Here is a 14596-nt window from a genome sequence, read left to right on the forward strand (position 1 = left end):
GGGAGGCACTATGATCCGCTTATTTACTATTGACCAGAGCATTATCCGGGAAATTCCGGTTAGCAGGGATGCTGATGATCTGGAGCTGATGCGCACTGCTCACTGGATAGATGCCCATGAACCTACCGAACCGGAACGTGAGCTGCTCAGTACCTTACTCAGTGTTGAATTGCCTGAGTCTGATGATGTCGAGGAAATTGAAGCCTCAGCCCGTTGTTTTGTCGATCAGGCCGGAATTCATGTGCACTCACTGTTTCTGGCGCCGCAAGAAGGGCGCCATGTTACGGTAACGGTTGCCTGTATTTTACAGGATCAGCGCCTGATCACTATCCGGGAAGACGAAATTGCTGACTTTCGTCTGCTCAGACTGCGGGCGCGCCGTGGCCAGGTTAGCTGCTCTGATCCAGCCGGGCTGCTGGTAACGATTCTGGAACAAAAAGTAGAGAATCATGCCGATACGGTGGAAGACTTACATCGCCAGCTGGAACAGGTAAGCCATCTGGTCTTGGAAGAGAAAGACTCAGAACTCTACCAGGCCATTAGCAAAATGGCGCGGCTGGAAGACAGTAACGGTAAAATCCGCTTATGCTTAATGGATACTCAGCGCGATATTTCTTTTTTGCTGCGTAATCTGAAAGGCCGGCCAGCCCACGAAGAAACCCTGCGCGAAATTATGCGTGACGTAGAAACCCTGATGTCACACACCACTTTTCTGTTTGATAAAATCAACTTTCTGATGGACTCTACCCAGGGTTTCATTAACATTCGTCAAAACCAGATCATTAAAACTTTCTCCATAGCCGCTGTAGTATTTTTACCGCCAACCCTGGTGGCCAGTGCCTATGGCATGAACTTCAGCCATATGCCTGAACTGCAGTGGCTGCTGGGCTATCCATGGGCATTAGGCCTGATGCTGCTATCCGGCTTTGCCCCCTACTGGTTTTTTAAACGCAAGGGCTGGCTGTAACAGCCTGGTCGTAACAGCCTGGTTATAGCAGCCTGGTTATAAAAGCCAATCATAACAGCAGCGAATGGCTTGGCTTTTTAGCAGGCAGCGCTTAAGGTAGTACTACTACATAGCCACTATCCGGAACTCTTATGCGACTGTCATTGCTTAGCCTGTCAATACTGCCCTTTTTATATGCGCCACTGGCTATCGCCGAGCAGCGGCCTGAGCTGGCACAAAACATTCAGAACGTTATGCCAAAGGTCATCGACTGGCGGCGTGATATTCACCAGCACCCGGAGTTATCAAACCGGGAATTTCGCACCGCCGCCAAAGTAGCAGCGCATTTAGAGCAGCTTGGTCTGGAAGTCCGCACCGGTATCGCCCATACCGGGGTGGTAGGCATTTTAAAAGGTGCCAAGCCCGGCCCGGTGGTTGCCCTGCGGGCCGATATGGATGCCTTGCCGGTAACCGAGCAAACAGGGTTACCTTTTGCATCCAAGGTTGTCAGCGAATTTAATGGCCAGCAAACCGGCGTGATGCATGCCTGCGGCCACGATGCTCATGTCGCGATGTTAATGGGTGCGGCTGAAGTACTTAGCCAGCAACAAGCTGAGCTTGCAGGCACTATTATGTTTATCTTTCAGCCGGCTGAAGAAGGCCCGCCAGCAGGTGAAGAAGGTGGCGCCAAAATGATGCTGGCCGAGGGCTTATTTGCTAACCCTACCCCTACGGCTATTTTTGGTTTGCATGTCTGGCCGGGTGAGCCGGGGCAGCTGCTGGTAAAAACAGAAGGCATTATGGCGGCCGCTGACAGCTTTCAGATAACCGTTAAAGGAAAACAGGTGCATGGCTCGTCTCCCTGGCGCGGCATAGACCCGATTAACGTTACCGGCCAGCTGATCAATGCCATTAACCTGATACCGGCACGACAAATTGATGTTACTTTGGCACCGGCCGTAGTGTCGTTTGGTCAGGTACATGGTGGCATCCGCTGGAATATTATCCCGGATGACGTCAAATTAGAGGGTACTATCCGCACCTTTGACAGCGGGATGCGCGAAGATTTAATCGCCCGGATGGCGCATACCAGCGAACATATTGCCAAAGCCAGCGGCGCAGAAGCGCATTTTCATGTCCATAACTTTGCTGCAGTAACCTGGAACGATCCGGCCCTGACCGACTGGGCCATGCCAAGCCTTAAATGGGCCGCCGCAGCTAACGGCGTTGCGCCAATTAAACCTATTACCGGCGCTGAAGATTTCTCGTTTTATCAGCAGCAAATTCCCGGGGTATTTTTCTTTTTAGGCATTTCACCCGATAACACTCCGCTTAACGAGGTGCCACCTAACCACTCACCGATGTTTGATGTTAACGAAGACGCGCTGATAACCGGCGTACGGGCGCTAACCGGCCTGGCCCTGGATTACCTGGCAGCACCGCCGCAGCAGGCAGCTCAGGAGGTAAAATGAGCAAGGATTTATGCCGTTGTAGCTGGGTTGATTTAAGCAAACCAGATTATGTCGCCTACCATGATACCGAATGGGGCGTGCCGGTATATGACGATAATAAGCTGTTTGAGTTTTTAACGCTGGAAGCGGCGCAGGCAGGCCTTAGCTGGTATACGGTACTCAAAAAACGCGACAATTACCGGGCCGCCTTTGCCAATTTTGACCCATTGCAGGTGGCGGCCTTTGATGATGCCAAAGCCGCTGAATTATTGCAAAACCCGGGGATTATCCGTAACCGCCTGAAAATAGCGGCCGCTATCAACAACGCTACCCGCTTTCTGGAAATTCAGGCCAGGTTTGGTAGCTTCAGCGAATATCAGTGGCGCTTTGTCGATGGCAGGCCGCAGCAAAACAGCATAGCTGGCCCGGCCGACTTCCGTGCCACCAGCCCGGAGTCGGATGCCTTTAGTAAAGATTTAAAGCAACGCGGCTTTAAGTTTGTTGGCTCAACCATAATTTACGCCCATATGCAGGCTTGCGGTATGGTTAATGATCATCACCTTAACTGTTTTCGCCACACACAGCTCACCGCGCTATAACCCAATACCACAACAGAGCGCAGTACAGTCCCGACGATTATCGACAGCAGTACATAAACGGCAAAACTTTTAATTATGCCGTAGCGATACCAAACAGTTTTTTCCGCTTAATACAATGCTTTACAGTGCTTTAAATTCGCATTTTAGCTGCTGTGCACTATGCTAAGGCAACAAGCAGAGTTAATTAAGGTAGTAACAATATGAGTGCTGCAAACCGGCCAAAAGTTGCCCAATTAACAGAGCAACTGGCAAAAAGTGAACTACCCGCTATTACCTCCATGGCTAACACTCTGGATAAATTTGCTAACGATGATGTATCGTCTATTCCGCAGTTAAGCCAGGCTATATTGCATGATCTGGCGTTATCTTCCTGCTTGTTAAAAGTGGCAAACACTACCAGCCATGCGGCGGTACGCCGGGTTAATACTGTGTCGCGCGCGGCGATAGTGCTGGGGATCCAGGCAGTAAAAAACATTTGTCTGACATCGAAAATTCTGGAAGCACTACTGCAGTCAAAAAACCTGTCGCCGCCAGTATATGAACGGCTGTTAATGCTAATGGCCAACGCTTTCTATGCGGGTTTACTGGCTCGAATGATGTTACCTGAACATCACGAAGATACCAAAGAGGAAGTCTATCTGGCGGCTATGCTGTATCACATCGGTGAAACCGCGTTCTGGAGCATTAACTCACCACTAAGCGAACAACTTATCCGTCAGGCCAGCGCCCTGCCGCCGGCAGAGTTCAACCAGTATTGCCGTGATGAAATTGGAGTGAGTTTTGATGAACTGAGCATTGGGCTGGTCCGGACCTGGAACCTCGGAGACTTGTTGCTCAAAGCACTGGACGAGCCCCAAAGCCGCACTGTAGAAATGCAGGCAATTAGTCTGGCAAACCAACTAAGCGCAGCCATTCATACCCCGCCCCGCAATAAAGCAGATTTTACCCGGTTATTGCAGGATGTTGCCCGTTTAATGAAAATCGAGCCAAAGCAACTAAAAGAGCGGATTAAACATACACGGCAGCAGGCGCTTGACCTGTTACATTCTTATGGCGCTGACGTGCTGTTAAGCCATATTCGTAACCTGCCTACCGAAGCTGATTTTATTGATACTGCACCACTGAGCGTACCGGTAAGTCGCGACACAGCGCTATTGCAACTGACCCAACAATTACAGCAGCTGACATTACGCCGTTGCAATATTAATGAACTGCTTAGCCTGGTTCTGCAACAGACAGCCGCCATTTTTGCCTTTGACAGCTGTGCATTTTGGATCCTTTCTACAGATAAAAGCCGGCTGGAATCGCGTTCTGCATACGACAGTGAAGGCACCCAAAATACTGCCCGCCGCTCAGTCAGCATTGCTCCGGACCAGAATTTATTCAGTCTGACCGTAAAGCAAGCGCAACCCTTGCTGATTAATGACCGGAATCAGCCGCAGTGGCGCAATTACCTTGATGAGCAAATGGACCGGCTGCTGCAACGTGGCGCTATGGCCGTTACGGTAGTTAAAATTCATGACAAAATAATAGGCGTTATCAGCGCTCAGCGTTTAAAAAGCGCTAAGCATATTGACGATGATGACTACCGCCAGTTCTGTTTTATTTGCGACCATCTGAATATGTGTCTGAGTCTGAACGCAGCGCGCTGAATGATCATTCGACTCTGCGCACGATAATCAGAACCTGGTGCGTAGTTCAATGCCCAAAACCCGGGGTTCATTTATCATGCCGGTCAGGTTGTTGAAGTCGATACCGCCGATCAATGCAGTCTGATCGGTCAGGTTGCGGGCGAAAAGTGCCAGGTCATAGCGGTCGTTTTGCCAGGAGTATCCCAGCCGCAGGCTGCCTTCAAGCAGCGAACTGGTGCGATATTCAAGTGATTGATATAGAAAGAAGTTCATACCACTGCGCCAGGCCCAGTCATTTTGCATATAAGCCTTGCCTGAACCAAAATCAGTTTCGTAGCGCAGGTTTAGCTGCCCTATCCAACGGGGAGCGTACGGTAAAGGATTACCATCGATCCATGCCAAACGCACGCCATCAACCATCACCACAGGGTCTACCACTGTACAGGGCGCGCCGCACACTCTCACCAGCAGGCTGCTGTCCCGGATAGCGGTATGGTTGTAACTTAAACCACCAGCAAGGCTCCAGTTGCTGCCCAACCGCGCGGCAAAGTCAACTTCCACCCCCTGGCCCTCGGCCCGCTGGGCATTAAGCAGCCGGGCGACATTACCACTGCCGCCGACCGCGGTAAGCTGCGGTGCATCAAGCCGAAAACTAAACACAGTCAGGGCATAGCGCAAGCGGCGGTCAGCCGATTCAGCCTTAAGCCCGGCTTCGACTGACCGTACTGTTTCTGAAGTAGCCTGTGATATTGAATCGGTAAACATCACCCGCCCCTGGAAGCTGGGAGCCCGAAATCCTTCAGCCAGCCGCAGGAACGCATTATGTTGCTCATTAACCCGCCATAAGGCACTGAGATCCCAGCTAAGATGTGACGCATCGCTGGTAGCACGCACAGGCAGCAACGGGGCGCCACCACCTGGCGATTGTGGCCTTTCAGCACTGAACTGTTTGCGATCACGGGTTTCACGCAGCCCGGCACGTAACTGCCAGCGTTCGTTAACGGCATAACCAACTGAAGCGAAGGCAGCCAATGCCTGGTTGTCCTGCCGGATCACAGCATAACCATTTTGCACACCGCCAGCAGTGGTGCTGTAGTTGAAATTCTCTGCCTTTTGTCCCTCGTCAAACCAGAATAGCCCGGCTTGCCAGTCGAATTGACCGGCAGCGTTTGAAGCCAACCTTAGCTCCTGGCTAAATTGTCCATGCCTTGGCAGGCCCGCAGCAGTCTCAGAGTCAAACGGAATAAAACCCGGCCCCATCGGCTGGGCATAGCTGGCGCCAAAACCACCATCAATATCGCCACGGCTAAATACATCCGCAGTTTCAAACGCGGTAATCGCATGCAGGTCAAAGTGCGCCAATGGCCATACCAGGCGTAAACTGGCACCAGAATGCTCAAGCTCCTGCACGTTTTGGCCGTCCTGAGACGCGCGATCAGCCCGGAAGCCAGCAACAAACCGGTTGCTACCAGGCTCGATGATATTCGCCCGAAACAAGTGCGCAGAACCATCAAGCTTGCGGCCATGCAGCTTAAACAGAGATTCAAAGCCATCCTTACCCTGATAACGCAACTGCAGGCGCATGGCTGAATCCCGGTAACCGTCAAAGCCCGTTTCAGGGCCGGCAAATTCATTTTCCACCCAATCATCGCGCTGTTGGCTAAGAACTGATAAGCGGGCCGACCAACCGCGTCCTAAAGCACCGCCAACAGCCGCCTCAAGATTCCGGGTCTGATAGCTACCAACTCCCAATCGGGCAAAGCCCTCAAAGGCCTCAGTTGGCTGAACCGAGGTAAACTTGACCACGCCCGCAGGTGTATTGCGACCAAACAGCGTTCCCTGAGGCCCGCGGGCAACCTCCAACTGGGCAAGGTCAAACATTGGAAACCCTTTGAGGATAGGACTCTCCAGTAATACCTCGTCGTACAGCAATGAGACAGGTTGTGATGCATAGATATCAAAACTGGTATTACCAATGCCACGCAGATAGAAACGCGGGAAGGTGCGGCCAAACGACGATTCAACCTGCAGGCTTGGCAGGCGGGAGGTTAATGACCGCATATCTTCGCCGGCGGTGTTTAGTGCTGACAGCGAGTTACCGCGTAACACGGTAGTGGCTATCGGCACATCGAGAATGTTTTCTACCCGGCGCTGTACCGTAACTTCAATCAGCATCAGCTGTTCAAGGTCAAGATCAAACAGCGACAGGCTATCGTCGGCAGCGGTGGGATACGCGGCGCATACCAAAGCAATAAATAGCGGCGAACTACGCATCAAGAAATGCTCCTTTGCTGCAGCAGTGCGTTGATAAATAACCAACAACATTTGCGGCGGCGCGCTGAAATCAGTTAAGTATATTCAATAAAAAAGTCCCCCCGGATGTAAAACGAAGGACTATACAATTATGTAAATATTATGAAACTGTTATGACAAAACAAGTTGTGCTGCTCATGTTCACTCTTTGGTATCAATTTAATCAAAGCACCAACTGAGAATAGTCGCTTTTTTTAAATACGTCGAAATTAATTTTTATACGTAATTGAATCCTTTTTCCTCTGGCTAACTTGACTTTATTCTTTGCAGAATATGCTGAAAGTGCTATACATTTATAAATGCTAAAAAGCTGATAATGTTAACTCACCTCATCTAAATGGAAACCCTGTGAGCTTATTGCGCACTCTGAAATTGGCACCAGTATTTGCCGCAGTGCTTAGCAGCGTTGTGCTTGCGGCCGAGCAAAAACTGGCTGTAGATGAAGAAAAGTACGCGATGTTGCAGGCGGCTTATCTTTTTAATATTGCCAAGTTTATAAGTTGGCCTGAACATCAGCAAAAACAGCCCTTTCGGCTATGTTTACTTGGTGAACATACCAGTAAACTCTACCCATACTTCAGCAAAGCCTTTGAGAAACGGCCGCTGGGACAGCGCCAGATAGAAGTGCATCCGCTGGCCGCTGACAGCGAACTACCAAGCTGCCAGCTGGTTTATCTTACGTCTGATTCACCATTGCCACTGCTGGTAATAAAGCCAGACATCCTGCGCGTCACAGCGCCTGGCGTTGCCGTAACTGGCTCAGTACTGTTTGATTTAAGTATGGAGGCTGGCAGGATCATTATTTATCATAACCAGGCAGCGCAAGCTGAGTTTCAGCTGCCAATCAACACTGCCTTGTTGCGCGTTACCCGGCCTTTGCCCGGAGGAATACCATGATGGGTACCTTGCGGCAAAGAATTTTTGTTGGTTTGATTAGTGTTGCGGTGCTGGCGATGCTTATAAACTTGCTGCCGCTTTACTGGTTAATGCAAAGCGGCTTCCAACAACAACTCACCGTTAGCAGCCAGACCCAGGCGCGGATGCTGGCAGAAATGAGCACAGCCTCGTTGCTATTTGATCAACCGCAGAGCGCCAGTGAAATTCTTAACGCCCTGACTGAATCACCTGATGTAAAAGCTGCCATGCTGTTTCGTCTTGATAATGACAACCTCAGTTTATTTGCCGGCTATGGCGAACAAACGGAGAGCGAACACTTACCTCTGCTCAGTTCCACTCAGCATATTCAGTTTACTTCCGGATATCTGCACTTAATCGCTCCGGTGCAACTGCAGGAACAAATGCTCGGCTCACTGTATCTTAAAGTAAGCTTAACCCGTATCAATCAGGAATTGTATCGTGCAGCCATCATTGCCGGAGGCGCGTTATTGCTAGCGCTGTTAGTTACTTTCTGGTTAGCAAGGCGGCTCAGCAGTAGCCTGCTGACGCCCATCCACCAGCTGAAACAGGTGATCACTGCCGTCGCCTCAACCAAAGACTATAGTCAACGGGTCAGCCACAAGTTTGCCGCTGAACTTGGCGAACTGGTTAATTCGTTTAACACCATGTTAGGTGTGATAGAAACCAATATTCAACAACGGCAACAACACGAAAATCAGATACTTAAGCTAAACCTTGAATTGGAGCAGCGGGTCAAGGAGCGCACTCAGCAGCTAACTGACAGCCTCAACAATCTGCAAGACACTCAAATGAAACTGATTGAGCAGGAAAAAATGGCCTCGCTTGGCAGCCTGGTTGCGGGTGTTGCTCATGAAATTAATACGCCGGTTGGGGTTGCGGTAACAGCCAGCTCACACCTGCGGGATGTTTTGCAGCAATCAGAACGTGAGTTTCATGCAATGACCCTGACCAAACAAAGATTGCAAACGTTTTATAATACCGTGCAGGAAAGTAGCGACATTATTTATCGGAACCTGGAACGGGCAGCCGAACAAGTTAGCAGTTTTAAAATGGTCGCAGTAGATCAAAGCAGTGAAGAAGCACGTACTTTTTTATTAAAAGAGTATTTGCAAAGCATTATTTTGTCGTTACGTCCTCATTTTAAACTTACCAGGCACGAGGTCGAACTGGATGTGCCACAAGACCTGCAACTGCATAGCTTCCCGGGTTGCTTTTCCCAAATTTTCACCAACCTGATTATGAATTCGCTGATCCACGGCTTTGCCGATATTGAACAAGGCCGTATTTTAATTCAGGCACATTGCGAAGATAACCAACTGATCATCAATTACTATGACAATGGTCAGGGCATACATCCGTCGATTAAAGATAAAATTTTTGATCCTTTCGTTACCACCAACCGGCAACAAGGTGGCAGCGGCCTGGGCACTTATATTCTGTATAACTTAGTCACGCAGGTGTTAAAAGGTCGGATTGACTTGCTAGACGATGAACGGCAAGGGGCGCATTTTTTGCTGATGCTGCCTCTAATTAAACCACACACTGAGCACTGAGCACTGAGCACTGAGCACTGAGCACTGAGTATAGCAGTTGTTATTTTACTTTAAATTTAGCCTTTTTAATGGGGGCCGATTTACTGTTGCCCAGCACCAGCTCGGCCGGGATGGTAAAAGAAAAGCTGCTGCCCCGGCCAGGCTCACTGAAAATCATCAGTTGGCTGTTATGGCGCGATAGCACATGCTTAACAATGGCTAAGCCCAGGCCAGTACCACCAGTATTGCGCGCCCGAGCCTGATCAACCCGGTAAAAACGTTCGGTTAAACGTTTGACATGGTGGGGTGCTATACCCTCACCGGTATCATTCACAGCAAACACTGCGCGTTGATGCTGGCGCTGCCAGCTAACACTGATCTCACCACCGGCCGGCGTATATTTAATGGCATTGGTTACCAGATTAGAAAAAGCGCTGCGCAGCTCCTCGGTTACGCCGGTCACTTTTAAGTCAGGCTCAATCTGAAAACTTATTTTATGCTGCTTTTCGTGGTTCAGTGCCTGCGCTTCCTGCTCCAGCGTGGCAAGCATTGCCGGTACGTCGACCTCATCGTCAAACTGCACCCTGGCTGAAGCTTCAATTCGCGACAACGTCAGCAGTTGCTGCACCAGGCCGTCCATCCGTTTGGTTTGTTCCAGCATTACGGTGTGAGCTTTTTGCCACATGGCAGGCTCTGGCAACCGATCGGAGTCTATCACTTCCAGATAGCCCTGCAGCACGGTTAACGGTGTGCGTAACTCATGCGAGACATTAGCAACAAAATCTTTGCGAATTTGCTCCAGCTGCTTAAGCTGGGTAATATCACGAATAATCAGCAGATACTGCTCACTGCCATATGGCATCATTTTACATTCCAGCACCAGATTACTACTGCCACTGGCGCTGATTTCCAGCGGCTGCTGAAACTGCTTTTGTTTTAAAAAGCTCTGAAATTCCGGATTACGCACCAGGTTATCAATCCGCTGCCCCTCGTCACTGGGCCAGCGCAAACCTACCAGCATCTGGGCCAGCTTATTACACCAGATAATGGTCCAGTCGCTGGTTAACACCACTACAGCTTCAGGCAACGCTTCAGCACCATCCCGAAAGCGCCGCACCAGGTTACGCAGCTCTTTGCGTTTTCTGCGCTCACGCCGTTGCTGGTAATAAATGCCATCGAATATCTGTTGCCAGAAACCTTGGCCTTCCGGCGGTGAAAGCTTGCGATCGTGCCACAGCCATTTGGTAATTAAAAACAGATGATGATAGTTAGATGCCAGCAAATAAAAGCTCAGCAGTAACATAAACAGCATACTCTGGCCAAATGGCCAGCCGACTAGCCCCGCCAGGGTATAAAAAAGGAAGATTTTGCTGAAAATCTTCCCTTTAGAAAGCTGTGGCCGCATAAAACCTACTTAGCAGAAAAGCGATAGCCTGAGCCCCGCACAGTTTGTACCAGCTTATCATGCCCTGCGACAGAAATCGCTTTACGCAAACGACGAATATGCACATCGACTGTGCGATCTTCCACATAGACATTGGTGCCCCAGACATGGTCCAGCAATTGTTCCCGGCTATACACCCGTTCCTGGTGAGTCATGAAAAAATGCAGTAACCGAAATTCGGTCGGGCCCATATCCAGTGGCTGCTGCTCTGCCATTACCCGGTGTGCAACCGGGTCGAGTTTCAGGCCCTGCACTTCAATCACTTCATCCAGACTGGTAGGCGATACCCGGCGGATCACGGCTTTAATCCGGGCCATAAGCTCCTTGGGTGAAAACGGCTTGGTGACATAATCATCAGCACCCACTTCCAGGCCACGTACTTTGTCTTCCTCTTCACCGCGGGCGGTAATCATTATAATCGGAATGTTACGGGTCAGCTCGTGCTGTTTCATCTTTTTAGCAAACTGAATACCACTGCCACCCGGGATCATCCAATCCAGTAATACCAAATCCGGATAAGGTTCAATCAGCTGATTAACCGCTGTTGGAAAATCTTCGGCAGTAATTGCCTGATAGCCATTTTGCTCTAACACAAAGCACAACATATCGCGGATCGGGGCTTCATCTTCCACCACCAGGATTTTTCTTGCCATAAGGTTCACCACATTCCGTTAGCCGGTGTTAAACCGGACTGTTCTAACTGTCTCTGCCGCCTAGTATTACTGCAGTTTATGACATTTTTATGAAAACACGAGGTTAATCTTTGTCCAGCGCTAACCTGCCAACCATAAACACAAATACGTAACAAATATCACAACATTAAAACCTCAGGCGAGACGTGAATGCATGACAGTTATATGAATTTTTTTTGACGGTCTTTTGCCTGACTTCATGCTAAACCGCAGCCAGTCGGCGCGACCTGCCGCGGTCACAGCGCCTGTCATTTAAGCGTCGTATTACTGTAATAAAATCGTCATTAGCCTGCTGTAGGGTGCCTGCAACTTGATTGGCAACACCTATAACAACTCAACGGAGAGATGGTAATGGCTTTACGCAAACTGTTAAAACTAAGCGCCATAGCGTCAGCATTAATACTGGCCGGCTGTGGTGGCGACTTAGTAGTTAATGCCGGTAGCGATAATACTGGCGGTGGCAATGGCGGCGGCGGTGGTAGTAATCCGCCACCAGTTACTTCAGATTGCCCGGCATTTGCTACTGAAGGCGATAGCCTGGCTGGTGTTGACCTGCCGGTATGTGAAATCAGCGGCACCATTACCAGTGACACCCGCCTGAGCAATGACATTGCCTGGTCACTAAGCGGCAAAGTTACCGTCGGTAATGATAACGCTGACAGTGCTACCCTGACTATCGAACCGGGTACTTTTGTTTATGGTAAAAGCGGCGCCGATTACCTGGTTATCGCCCGCGGTTCAAAAATTCAGGCAGTCGGCACCGTCGACGCACCAATCGTTATGACTTCAGTTAACGACATGCTGGGCTTGTCCGACAATGAGTCAACTGCAGAATGGGGCGGCCTGGTGTTACTGGGTAATGCACCAAGCAATAAATGTGACCAGGCTGCACTGGCCAGCTGTGAAATTCAGGCAGAAGGCGAAGCTGGCCCATATGGTGGTGCAGATCCTGAAGATAACAGTGGCGCCTTGAAATATGTCCAGGTACGCTACGCCGGTTTTGAAGTTATTCCGGATAACGAATTAAACGGCATTACCTTTGCCGGTGTTGGCCGTGGCACTAATGTTGAGTATATTCAGGTGCATAATAACCTGGATGATGGCGTAGAGTTTTTCGGCGGCACCGTTGATGCCAAATATGTGGTGTTAACCGGTAACCGCGACGACTCACTGGACTGGGCTGATGGCTGGAGCGGCCGGATGCAGCACGTATTAGTGCGCCATAACCCGAATAACACCAAAGCTAACCGCGGTATTGAAGCTGACAACCAGTCAGGTAACTTCACTGCTACCCCGGTTTCAAAACCTCGCATTGCCAACATGACTATCGTGGGTAATAACTTCGATGGCGAAGATGACTCAGAAGGTGTGTTACTGCGCGCTGGCACTGCTGGCGAGTTGTACAACTTCATTGTTACAGGCCCGTCAGGTATGGGTGAGTGTTTTGAAATCAACTCTGCTGAGTCAGTAACCAACACCGGCAATGGTGAAATTATTTTCCGCAACTCTATTCTTGACTGTGCAGAGCCTACCAAAGACACTAAAGATGATGCTGGTAACGTCACGCTGGATGCTGAAGCATGGTTCCTTGCCCAGCCTGGTAACATCATTGGTGATGCGCTGTTAGGTGGCTATATTCCAGCACCGAATTCACCAGCTCTGGGTAACGGTTACAACGTAGCGAACAATGTCGACAGCTGGTTTGATAATGTTGATTACATTGGCGCTTTTGATGGTGAAGAAGACTGGACTGTAGGCTGGACTGTTGGTATTCATCCGGAAGACGACTTAGCGGCCTGCCCTGCCGGCACCAGCGAAGTTAACAGCTTATCTGGCCGTCTAAACTGTCAATTAACTGGTGACATTACCGCCAACGTAACCTTAGCTGCCGGTGCAGACTATGTGTTAGACGGCCGGGTGCGGATTGGGGTAGATAACACCACTGCTGCAACCTTAACCGTTGAACCAGGCGTGCGGATTTACGGTAAATCAGGTGCTGACTTCCTGGTTATTACCCGCGGCTCAAAAATTGAGGCGAACGGCACTGCTGCTAACCCTATCGTAATGACCTCAGTACAAGACATTATCGGCTCACCAACGGCTGCCGGCCAGTGGGGCGGTTTAGTGTTGCTGGGTAACGCGCCAAGCAATAAATGTGACCAGGCTGATTTAGCCAGCTGTGAAATTCAGGCAGAAGGCGAAGCCGGACCTTACGGTGGTGCAGATGCAGAAGATAGCAGCGGTACCTTAAACTACGTGGTAGTTAAACATGCTGGTTTTGAAGTTATCCCGGATAACGAGTTAAACGGTATTACTTTTGCCGGTGTTGGTTCTGGTACTGAGTGTGCAAATATCCAGGTTCACCAGAACGTTGATGACGGTATCGAGATGTTCGGTGGTAGCGTCAGCTGTAAAAACGTAGTGTTAACCGCAAACGGTGATGACTCAGTAGACTGGGCTGATGGCTGGAACGGTAAACTGCAATTCGTTCTTGTTAAGCATGGTGCTGATGATTCTAAATCGAACCGCGGTATCGAAGCAGATAACCAGTCTGGTAACTTCACTGCGACCCCGGTATCGAACCCAACCATCGCCAACATGACCATTATCGGCAACAACTTTGACGGCGATGATGATTCAGAAGGTGTATTGCTGCGCGCAGGCACAAATGCCCAGCTGGCTAACTTCGTCATCACCGGCCCGGACGGCATGGGCGAGTGTCTGGAGTTTGATTCAGCTGAAACTAAAGCCTTAGCGGCGGCAGGTTCTTTAACCATGACGCATTCAGTTGTCGCTTGTGCAGAACCATTCAAAGGCGACCTGGGCAACGGTACAACCACCGAGCAATGGTTCCTGGCTCAGGAGGGTAACAGCGTTGCTGCCAACCAGGCTGCGGTACTGGACGGTATCTTCACTATCGATGCCAGCACGCCAAAAGATATGTCTGCGCTTGATAGTTTCTTTGAAGCAGTTGACTTCGTCGGTGCAGTAGAAGCAGGTAATGACTGGACTGCTGGCTGGACAGTTGGCTTAGAAGACTAAGCAAATCGGCACTGCCGGGGCAACCCGG

10 protein-coding genes are annotated in these 14596 nt (G+C 50.0%); 7 read left to right on the forward strand and 3 right to left on the reverse strand.

Going from position 1 to position 14596, the window contains the following annotated elements; genetic code table 11:
• Positions 1–10 precede the first annotated feature (10 nt).
• The 4 genes from corA (at position 11) to H141_RS0112005 (ending at position 4648) form a co-directional block, all read left to right on the forward strand.
• Entirely contained in the window at positions 11–967 is a 957-nt protein-coding gene (corA, locus tag H141_RS0111990; RefSeq protein WP_019676515.1) for a magnesium/cobalt transporter CorA, read from the forward strand.
• 131 nt (positions 968–1098) lie between these two features.
• The gene (locus H141_RS0111995) at positions 1099–2418 is read left to right on the forward strand and encodes an amidohydrolase (RefSeq protein WP_019676516.1); all 1320 of its coding nucleotides are present in this window, start codon (positions 1099–1101) and stop codon (positions 2416–2418) included.
• On the forward strand, positions 2415–2996 hold the full coding sequence (locus H141_RS0112000; protein ID WP_019676517.1) for a DNA-3-methyladenine glycosylase I: 582 nt from the start codon (positions 2415–2417) through the stop codon (positions 2994–2996). The genes H141_RS0111995 and H141_RS0112000 overlap by 4 nt, the downstream gene beginning before the upstream one ends.
• A 200-nt stretch (positions 2997–3196) precedes the next feature.
• Positions 3197–4648, forward strand: a complete 1452-nt coding sequence (locus H141_RS0112005; protein WP_019676518.1) for an HDOD domain-containing protein — start codon at positions 3197–3199, stop codon at positions 4646–4648.
• 27 nt (positions 4649–4675) lie between these two features.
• Here H141_RS0112005 and H141_RS0112010 read toward each other — a convergent pair whose 3' ends face one another.
• Positions 4676–6901, reverse strand: a complete 2226-nt coding sequence (locus H141_RS0112010) for a TonB-dependent receptor (protein WP_169337177.1) — start codon at positions 6899–6901, stop codon at positions 4676–4678.
• A gap of 387 nt (positions 6902–7288) precedes the next feature.
• Between H141_RS0112010 and H141_RS0112015 the strand changes: the two genes are divergently transcribed.
• The gene (locus H141_RS0112015; protein ID WP_019676520.1) at positions 7289–7837 is read left to right on the forward strand and encodes a YfiR family protein; all 549 of its coding nucleotides are present in this window, start codon (positions 7289–7291) and stop codon (positions 7835–7837) included.
• Positions 7834–9411, forward strand: coding sequence for an ATP-binding protein (locus H141_RS20220; protein ID WP_019676521.1), 1578 nt, complete (start codon positions 7834–7836; stop codon positions 9409–9411). Before H141_RS0112015 ends, H141_RS20220 begins: the two co-directional genes overlap by 4 nt.
• A gap of 40 nt (positions 9412–9451) precedes the next feature.
• Here the strand turns inward: H141_RS20220 and phoR are convergent, their stop codons facing one another.
• Positions 9452–10795, reverse strand: a complete 1344-nt coding sequence (gene phoR, locus H141_RS20225) for a phosphate regulon sensor histidine kinase PhoR (RefSeq protein WP_019676522.1) — start codon at positions 10793–10795, stop codon at positions 9452–9454.
• A gap of 5 nt (positions 10796–10800) precedes the next feature.
• Complete coding sequence (gene phoB / locus H141_RS0112030) at positions 10801–11487, reverse strand: phosphate regulon transcriptional regulator PhoB (RefSeq protein ID WP_019676523.1); 687 nt, start codon at positions 11485–11487, stop codon at positions 10801–10803.
• Positions 11488–11877: 390 nt separating this feature from the next.
• On the opposite strand from phoB, the gene H141_RS0112035 reads away from it, so the two are divergent.
• Positions 11878–14568 carry a hypothetical protein gene (locus H141_RS0112035; RefSeq protein WP_019676524.1) on the forward strand — a complete coding sequence of 897 codons (2691 nt, stop codon included), beginning with the start codon at positions 11878–11880 and terminating at the stop codon, positions 14566–14568.
• Positions 14569–14596 lie beyond the last annotated feature (28 nt).

It is taken from the genome of Arsukibacterium perlucidum DSM 18276, from assembly GCF_000382165.1.
GTDB lineage: Bacteria > Pseudomonadota > Gammaproteobacteria > Enterobacterales > Alteromonadaceae > Alishewanella > Alishewanella perlucidum.

Coding starts and splice junctions, on each gene's coding strand:
- H141_RS0112005 (WP_019676518.1), top strand. CDS start 3,197: ATGAGTGCTGCAAACCGGCCAAAAGTTGCCCAATTAACAGAGCAACTG.
- H141_RS0112000 (WP_019676517.1), top strand. CDS start 2,415: ATGAGCAAGGATTTATGCCGTTGTAGCTGGGTTGATTTAAGCAAACCA.
- phoR (WP_019676522.1), bottom strand. CDS start 10,795: ATGCGGCCACAGCTTTCTAAAGGGAAGATTTTCAGCAAAATCTTCCTT.
- H141_RS0111995 (WP_019676516.1), top strand. CDS start 1,099: ATGCGACTGTCATTGCTTAGCCTGTCAATACTGCCCTTTTTATATGCG.
- phoB (WP_019676523.1), bottom strand. CDS start 11,487: ATGGCAAGAAAAATCCTGGTGGTGGAAGATGAAGCCCCGATCCGCGAT.
- H141_RS0112035 (WP_019676524.1), top strand. CDS start 11,878: ATGGCTTTACGCAAACTGTTAAAACTAAGCGCCATAGCGTCAGCATTA.
- H141_RS0112010 (WP_169337177.1), bottom strand. CDS start 6,901: ATGCGTAGTTCGCCGCTATTTATTGCTTTGGTATGCGCCGCGTATCCC.
- corA (WP_019676515.1), top strand. CDS start 11: ATGATCCGCTTATTTACTATTGACCAGAGCATTATCCGGGAAATTCCG.
- H141_RS20220 (WP_019676521.1), top strand. CDS start 7,834: ATGATGGGTACCTTGCGGCAAAGAATTTTTGTTGGTTTGATTAGTGTT.